The organism is Pseudomarimonas arenosa (assembly GCF_014841215.1).
Classification (GTDB): domain Bacteria; phylum Pseudomonadota; class Gammaproteobacteria; order Xanthomonadales; family Xanthomonadaceae; genus Pseudomarimonas; species Pseudomarimonas arenosa.
This window is the reverse complement of sequence record NZ_JACYTR010000100.1, coordinates 1-7,807: the sequence shown is the minus strand read 5'-3', so window position 1 is coordinate 7,807 and position 7,807 is coordinate 1. Positions and strand designations below refer to the sequence as shown.

General features: G+C 61.4%; 7 protein-coding genes. 3 read left to right on the top strand and 4 right to left on the bottom strand.

Annotated features, from left to right (window positions below; genetic code table 11):
- Window positions 1-164: 164 nt before the first annotated feature.
- Together IFO71_RS21005 and IFO71_RS21000 are read right to left on the bottom strand one after the other, a co-directional pair.
- The gene (locus IFO71_RS21005; protein WP_192031649.1) at window positions 165-1,967 is read right to left on the bottom strand and encodes a diguanylate cyclase; all 1,803 of its coding nucleotides are present in this window, start codon (window positions 1,965-1,967) and stop codon (window positions 165-167) included.
- Between the two features lie 73 nt (window positions 1,968-2,040).
- Window positions 2,041-2,514, bottom strand: coding sequence for a hypothetical protein (locus IFO71_RS21000; RefSeq protein WP_192031648.1), 474 nt, complete (start codon window positions 2,512-2,514; stop codon window positions 2,041-2,043).
- Window positions 2,515-2,975: 461 nt separating this feature from the next.
- On the opposite strand from IFO71_RS21000, the gene IFO71_RS20995 reads away from it, so the two are divergent.
- The gene (locus IFO71_RS20995; protein WP_192031647.1) at window positions 2,976-3,164 is read left to right on the top strand and encodes a hypothetical protein; all 189 of its coding nucleotides are present in this window, start codon (window positions 2,976-2,978) and stop codon (window positions 3,162-3,164) included.
- Window positions 3,165-3,190: 26 nt separating this feature from the next.
- On the opposite strand, the gene IFO71_RS20990 is transcribed toward IFO71_RS20995, so the two are convergent.
- A complete protein-coding gene (locus IFO71_RS20990) occupies window positions 3,191-4,639 on the bottom strand; it encodes an ammonium transporter (RefSeq protein WP_192031646.1) in 1,449 nt (482 codons plus the stop codon).
- Between the two features lie 15 nt (window positions 4,640-4,654).
- Window positions 4,655-4,993: a P-II family nitrogen regulator gene (locus IFO71_RS20985; protein WP_192031645.1), complete on the bottom strand. Its 339-nt coding sequence runs from the start codon at window positions 4,991-4,993 to the stop codon at window positions 4,655-4,657.
- A gap of 253 nt (window positions 4,994-5,246) precedes the next feature.
- Between IFO71_RS20985 and IFO71_RS20980 the strand changes: the two genes are divergently transcribed.
- Together IFO71_RS20980 and trxA are read left to right on the top strand one after the other, a co-directional pair.
- On the top strand, window positions 5,247-6,551 hold the full coding sequence (locus IFO71_RS20980) for a metal-dependent hydrolase family protein (RefSeq protein ID WP_225444848.1): 1,305 nt from the start codon (window positions 5,247-5,249) through the stop codon (window positions 6,549-6,551).
- A gap of 70 nt (window positions 6,552-6,621) precedes the next feature.
- A complete protein-coding gene (trxA, locus tag IFO71_RS20975) occupies window positions 6,622-7,506 on the top strand; it encodes a thioredoxin (RefSeq protein ID WP_425502929.1) in 885 nt (294 codons plus the stop codon).
- Window positions 7,507-7,807 lie beyond the last annotated feature (301 nt).

The window sequence follows — 7,807 nt, the reverse complement described above, 5'->3', positions numbered from 1 at the left end:
TGCACTTGGAGAACTGAGCATGAAATTCCATCGCAACGCGATGCCTATCGCGGTCGGGTTGTTGGGCGCCTGTATCTCGGGATCCGTTCTCGCGGCCGACCTTGCCTATCTGGCACACGACGGCAGGCCGCAGCACAGCAGCTGCCATGAGTTTCAGCATGTTGCTAAGCGGCCTTTTCCGCCGCCCATGCGCAGCGATTTCTCCCGGCCCGCTTGGCCGCGTACAAGGCCATATCGGCAGCATGATGCAAAGACTCAATATCGTCTGCATGCACGCCAAAGATGGCGATTCCGATTGACACCGTGACATTGATGCGAGTGCCATCGAGGTCAAATTCACTGGCCGCCACTTCGTTTCGGATCCGCTCGCAAAATGGCAGTGCGGTTCCCTGCTCGGCGTCATTGATGATGATCAGAAACTCTTCGCCGCCGACGCGGGCGATCAGGTCACTACTGCGACAGGTCTGGCGCAGAACAGCGGCAACGCCTGCCAATACCCGATCACCGGCTGCGTGTCCATGTTCATCATTGATGCGTTTGAAGAAATCGATATCCAGGGCCACGAAGGCGAGCCCGCTGCCACGGCGCTGGGCCAACGGCAGTTGAACGCGCAGGTACTCGTCAAGGAAGCGACGGTTGTACAGACCGGTCAAGTCATCGGTCACCACCAGCTGGTGCAGCTTCTGTTGCTCAATCAGCGCATTGTGGCGAACGCGTTGATTCTCCAGCGCCAACGCCAACAGGCGGGCCGCAGCGTACAGTGTGCGCTCCTGCAGTGCACTGGGCTTGCGCCTTTGCAATGCAAACGCGCAAATGAATCCGTACCCGTCATGCGATGAGGTGAGTGGGTGCAACGCTATCAACTGCAAGCTGAGCGTCGCGGCCAGACGCTGAACGAAGTCTGCCACCGCTTGCGCATCCTGCCCCGGATCGTTGCGGCCCAGTTCGGCTTCAAAGGACTCCGCAATTTCCGAGTCGTGCGCGGTGAAGACCACAGTCGCTGAGGCGGCGGCGCCAATACCCGGAAATACGCAGGCCAGCTCGGCGATATCGTAGGCGGTGAGGATATCCGTCGCACTGCGAGCCAGCTGGGCTTGATCCAGATGCTCGGTGCTGAACGACGCCGACAGGGCAGTCAGGGTGGCCAGCTCGTGCGCTCGCGCCTTGGCGCGACGCTGCACTCGATAGTTAACAAACAGCGCGATCACCAACAGAGCACTTGCTGGCGCAATCGACAGCTGCGCCCATCGCTGCCAGGCTGGCTGCGGCGGTGCCAACAAGCGGATGTCCTCGGGCCGCGTCACAATGAGCTGAAAGCCACCTTCATACGGCCAGGTCTGCTTGTAGATGGAAACCACACCGGTGACTGAAATTCGCGAGCCGCGCGGCCACTGCTGCCAATCAAAGTCGGCCACCACCGGCGGCGGAAAGTACAGCGACAGCACCGAACCATCCTCGCTGCTGAGGCGCATTCGACCAAACACGTCGGCCGAAACCGGCCCGACTTCGCCCTCAACCTGTACGCGTTTCCCCATATGCTGCCAGCCATCCACACTGGCCAGCGTCACCGACAAGGCGCTGGGCACACTCTCGTTGCCAACAAGCTCCACCTCGATATTCTTCAGTTGCGGGGCGCCACGATGCTGACTCAGCTCGCCGCGTGCTCGCACCCTGTCGCCACGCTCAAATGTCATCTCAAGGCTGGGCGAGAACAGGATGATTCCACTGCCGCTTTGGTCTTCGATGATCGTTTGAAATGAGGTGTTGCTGAGATCGGAGGGCGTCACCGTCACCCACCCCTCGACCACGACCGTCTGCCCAAGCGAATCGGGAATGGTGTTGTTGTCGCGGTCGACCAGCAGGTCAGCAATCGGTGTCGGCGACTCGGTCGCCTGGACCGCTACCGCCAGTGTCAAGGCGATCGCCAATAGCACTGATTTCAACACCAGGCTACACCCGGCGACCATCGCAACACATCCGGCGCCACGCCCTCAAGAAGGCAGCGAAGCGTCAGGCCGATGCGCAGCGAGCCCATTGGACTCAGCCTGCCGACTCGGCAGGCTCCACCAGCCTGAATCGGCAGCGCCTTGACCATAGCTCGGCGGCAAAACTGGGCTCCGCCTCGGCCCCACCGGTGTCCGACATTCTCAGCTCTACGACTACCTCTGAACTCTCCGATTGCACCAATCGGAGAACGGCTGACGTGCTCTCCTGCTGGCCGGGCACCGTCGACTCCGCTTCGATACCTGCTGCCGTGATCAGGAATTCCGAGCCGCCTGCCAGGCGCCGCGCACGTTCGGATTGAGAAAACTTCAGCTGGCAAACGATCCGTTGCGGAGCCTCTTGCTCAACCTCGACGTCGGCGTCGAACAGCAGCACGCTTTCCTGACCGGCCGGCAAGTCGATCTGGGGCAAGAAAATCAGCCTGGAGGAAAGCGCCAGCTGATCGACCTCGGTGGCTTCCGCCATTCCCCCATGTAGCATGATCAGGCCGCCAAACAGTGATCTAAGCATGATCGCTATTGTCCGTTTTCGACGACGCGGCAATGCACGATTGCAGCCGCGTTTTCAAGCTAGCGGAGCGCGTTAGGGAATCTCTGAACACGTTCAGAGATTCCCGTGGTGCACGGATGCACCGCCGCGATCAACAACGTAAGTTGTTGATCAGCGTGAGCCGCGTCCGGACCTATGTCGGACTCGGCACGTCTGAGTAAGTCCAGGATGGACTTATTCGGATTTTGCTCAGAGTCTATCAACTAAGCGAGAACGGCGCCGCATAACGGGGCGAAATCGGCCATTGGTTACGGTTTTGAGTGGCTGCTTGTAGGGCGAGCGGGGTGACTTGCCGTTCGCGCGCATCAATAAACTCGGTTAGGAATGGTCTGAATAAGTCCAGCGGGGACGCTCAGGCGCGCCAGGTTCGGCACAGGTCCGAACTCGGCTTACATGGATCCTCCCACAACATTGATCAATCGATGAGTGAAGCATCGATTGATCAATATTCGGAAACTGGCGCCATCGACCCGGCAGCGCGGCAGATGAGCGTTCAACGCCAAGGTCAGCTGGCCTTCGCTACCGCCCCCTGCGTCCCGCAGAAAAAAACGGCGCCCGAGGGCGCCGTGAAGGCTGCATCGTCATCGGTTCTGGAGGAAGGCAACCGCTGACGATGGAGGGAACGATGTTGGGTGATTCAGGTGTAGGCCGCCTCGCCATGCGAGGCAATGTCCAGACCCTCGCGCTCCTGCTCCTCGCTGACCCGCAGGCCCACGGTGTACTTGGCCAGGGTGAAGCCGATCGCGGCGACCACACCAGACCAGAGGATGGTGATGCCCACGCCTTCGGCCTGGATCAGCACCTGTGAGGCGATCGAGAAGTCTTCGCCACCGGTTCCACCGAGCGTCGGCGCGGCAAACACGCCGGTGAGGATGGCACCGACGATGCCGCCGAGACCATGCACACCGAACACGTCAAGGGTGTCGTCGGCGCCGAGCATGCGCTTCAGGCCCGTCACGCCCCAGAAGCAGATCACGCCGGCCAGCAGTCCAATCACGATGCCGCCCATGATGCCCACCGAGCCGCAGGCCGGGGTGATCGCCACCAGACCAGCCACCGCGCCGGACGCGGCGCCCAGCATGGAGGCTTTGCCGCGCAGGATGGCCTCGATGGCCGACCAGCTGATCACCGCCGCAGCCGTCGCAAACAGAGTGTTGATGAACGCAAGGGCCGCGCCCGAGTTGGCTTCAAGGTTGGAACCGGCATTGAAGCCAAACCAGCCGACCCACAGCAGGGAAGCACCCATCATGGTCAGGGTCAGGCTATGCGGGCTCATCTTGTCGCGCCCCAGTCCCACTCGCTTGCCGAGGAAGTACGAGCCGACCAGACCAGCCACGCCAGCATTGATATGGACAACAGTGCCGCCAGCGAAATCCAGCGCCCCCTTCTCGAACAGATAGCCGCCGCCGGCCCATACCATGTGCGCGATCGGCAGGTAGCTGAAGGTGAACCAGAACACCGAGAACAGCAGCACCGCGGAGAACTTGATGCGCTCGGCGAAGCTGCCAACGATCAGGGCACAGGTGATGCCGGCGAAGGTCGACTGGAAGGCAATGAACACGAACTCCGGCAACATCACGCCGTCAGTGAAGGTCGCTGCCAGGGAATCGACCGTGATGCCTTTCAAGAACAGTGCATCCAGCGATCCGAACACAGCGTTACCACCGACGAAGGCCAGGCTGTAGCCATACACCGCCCATAGCACGACGATCAGTGAGAATACCGTCATCACCTGCATCAGCACGCTGAGCACGTTCTTGGCGCGTACCAGGCCGCCGTAGAACAGCGCCAGCCCCGGCACTGCCATCATCACCACCAGCAAGGTGGAGACCAGCATCCAGGCCACATCGCCCTTGTCGACGCTGGGCGCCGGAGCGGCGTCGACTGCCTCGGCGACTTCGGCCGCCGGCGCCGCTTCGGCCTCGGTGGCCACGGCAGCTTCAGCCACCACAGGAATCGGGGCTACCGGTGCTGCCGGCGCATCCTGCGCCACCGTGACCGATCCGGTGATCGCCACCGCAAACCCCATCGCCAGCAACAGGCTCAGGGCGACGCGGCGACCAGTAGAAACTTTCTCGACTTTCATGGGCGTCTCCTCAGATCAAAGCGCGGTGTCGTCAAGCTCGCCGGTGCGTATCCGCACCACCTGGTCGAGCGTGCTGACAAAGATCTTTCCGTCACCCACCTTGTCGGTACGAGCGGCGTTGATGATGGCCTCGACGGCGACGTCCAGATGGTCGTCGCTGACTGCGGTTTCGATCTTCAGTTTGGGCAGGAAATCGACGGCGTATTCAGCGCCGCGATACAACTCGGTATGACCTTTTTGCCGCCCGAAGCCTTTGACTTCGGTGACGGTGAGACCGGATACGCCCACCTGGGCCAGTGCCTCTCGTACGTCATCCAGCTTGAACGGTCGAATGATGGCGGTAATCAGTTTCATCGGGTTCCTCGCAATGGTTTGCACAGCTCGGGACCTGCCCGCCGGTTCCCCCGGACGACAGGACTTCCCCCCAGCCGACTCTTTGCGCGAACCGTGCCAAACCTGAGCCAAAGCTAAATTTGTGCGTTGCACCAAGCACTTAGCGGTGCAGCCCCGCCTTCGCCTCCCGCCATTCGCCCGCGTATGGTGCGGAATGCGCAGCAAATCGCCCCAAAGCGGTGCAGCACGCCCCATCGCTGACAGAGCACGTATGATGCGGGCTCGTTGCGATGAGGACTTCGAGATGCGCGCCTGCTTCCCCTTGCTATTCCTGCTGCTCTGTGGCCCGGCCGCCGCCGAGCAATGGATTTCCTGCGGCAAGCTGTTCGACGCCAAGAGCGCCAAGCTGCTGGGGCCGCATCAGATCCTGATTCGTGAGGGCCGCATCGCTGAAATGCGCAGCGGACAGCCAATGACAACCGGCAACGATCAGTCGCTGGATCTCACTGATAAGACCTGTCTGCCCGGTCTGATCGACATGCACGTGCATCTGGACCACGAGTCCAATCCCAACCGCTATTCGGAAGGCTTCCGCTTGAATCAGGAGGACTTCGCCTTCCGCGCCGTCAGCTATGCCGAGCGCACCTTGCTGGCCGGCTTCACCAGCGTGCGCGACCTGGGCGGAAGGATCACTCTGTCGCTACGAGACTCGATTGACGATGGGCAGCTGCCCGGCCCGCGGATCATCGCGGCTGGCAAGTCCATTGCCACCACCGGCGGACACGCCGATCCGATCAATGGAGTGAGCCGCGACATGCTGCACGCGTTTGGCTATCCCGGTCCGGAAGACGGCGTGATTGCCGGTCCGATCGAGGCGCGCCGCGCGGTGCGACAGCGTTACAAGGAAGGCTCCGACGTGATCAAGATCACCGCTACCGGCGGCGTACTGAGCTTCGCCAAATCGGCCGACAATCCGCAGTTCATGCAGGATGAGATCGACGCCATCGTCGCCACCGCGCGAGACTACGGCTACAAGGTGGCCGCGCATGCGCACGGCGCCGAGGGGATGAAACGAGCGGTATTGGCCGGCGTGGACTCCATTGAGCACGGCACGTATATGAATGCTGAGGTGATGCGACTGATGAAACAGCGCGGCACCTGGTATGTGCCCACTTTGCTGGCTGGCGACTTCGTCAGTGAGAAGTCCAGGCAGGATGGCTACTATCCTGACATCGTGCGCCCCAAGGCTGCACGGGTCGGCGCGCAGATCGCCAAGACCTTCACCCAGGCCTACCAGGCCGGCGTCAAGATCGCCTTTGGCACTGATGCCGGCGTATTTCCTCACGGCCAGAACGCCCGCGAGTTTGAACTCATGGTTAAGGCCGGCATGCCGGCCGATCTGGCCCTGCAGTCTGCGACCCGCAACGCGGCCGAATTATTGGGAAAATGGGATGAACTGGGTAGCCTGGAGGTCGGCAAGCAAGCCGATCTGATTGCAGTGAGCGGCGATCCGCTTGCAGACATCACCCTGCTGCAACGGGTGGAGGTGGTGATCAAGGCCGGGCAGCGATACAAGTAGCGGCGCAGCAACCCTTGCATTTCCTCACTTTGCCCATATCCCCAATAGATCTTCAAAGGTTCTGAGTCCTATGTTTGCAAATGGCCTGACTGATTCGCCCCCTCCCGCGCACAGCTTTGACGTAGCCACCGCCAGCTTCGAGCAGGATGTGCTGGCGCGTTCAATGGACGTGCCGGTCTTGGTCGATTTCTGGGCCGACTGGTGCGCGCCTTGCAAGCAGCTGAAGCCGATTCTGGAAAAGCTGGCAGCCGAGTACGGCGGCAGCTTCGTACTGGCCAAGATCAACTCGGATGAAGAACAGCAGCTGCCGGCATTGTTCGGCGTGCGTTCGCTGCCCACCGTGATTCTGCTGAAGGGTGGTCGGCCAGTCGACGGATTCATGGGTGCCCTGCCCGAGTCGCAGGTGCGTGAGTTTCTGAGTCGCCATGAGATCGTTGCGGCTGACGGCGCCGGCAACGAGTCCGAGATCGAGTCAGAATCGCTCAGCCCGGAACAGGCACTGGCCGACGTCGAAGCCAGAATCGCCGCTGACCCCAACAACGATGAATTGCAATTGGATCTGGCGGTAGCGCTTTCGCGCGTCGGCGAGGTCGAGCGCGCCGGCAACATTCTCGATCAGCTGCCGGCCAAGCTGGCCACCGACGACCGCGCCAAGCGCGTGCAGGCCACACTCGGCTTCGCCGCCACACTGCGCGATGCGCCGCCCCTTAACGCACTGGAACACCGACTGGCGCAAGACGAAAGCAATCTGGAAGCACATCACCTGGCTGGCGTGCACTATCTGGTGGCCGGCGACTACGAAGCCGCCCTGCACCAGTTCATCGAACTTCTACGGCGCGACAAGCAGTGGAACGACGGACTGGCCAAAAAACTGCTGATTGATGCGTTCAACATCATCGACGACGAAGACCTGGTCGGTCGCTACCGGCGCAAGATGTCATCGCTGTTATTCTAGCCCGGATATCTCATGAGGTCGCGCCGAAAGATCCGGCGATTCCAAGCGGGGCGAGAGATTCGACCGATGGTGTTGAGATAACAGAGTGTTCGTGATCTTTCGGCGCTGGCACGGCCCTCAATCGGCCGCTGCGCGGCTACGCAGGGCATTCGCCCTGAGGTCCTTTGCGCCGATTGCGGCGTTGTTCGGCTGCTACGCAGCAACGGCTACTTCGTAGCCTGCGCCTTCGCTACGCTCGGTCGGCTGCTACGCAGCAACGGCTACTTCGTAGCCTGCGCCTTCGCTATGCTCGGTCGGCTGC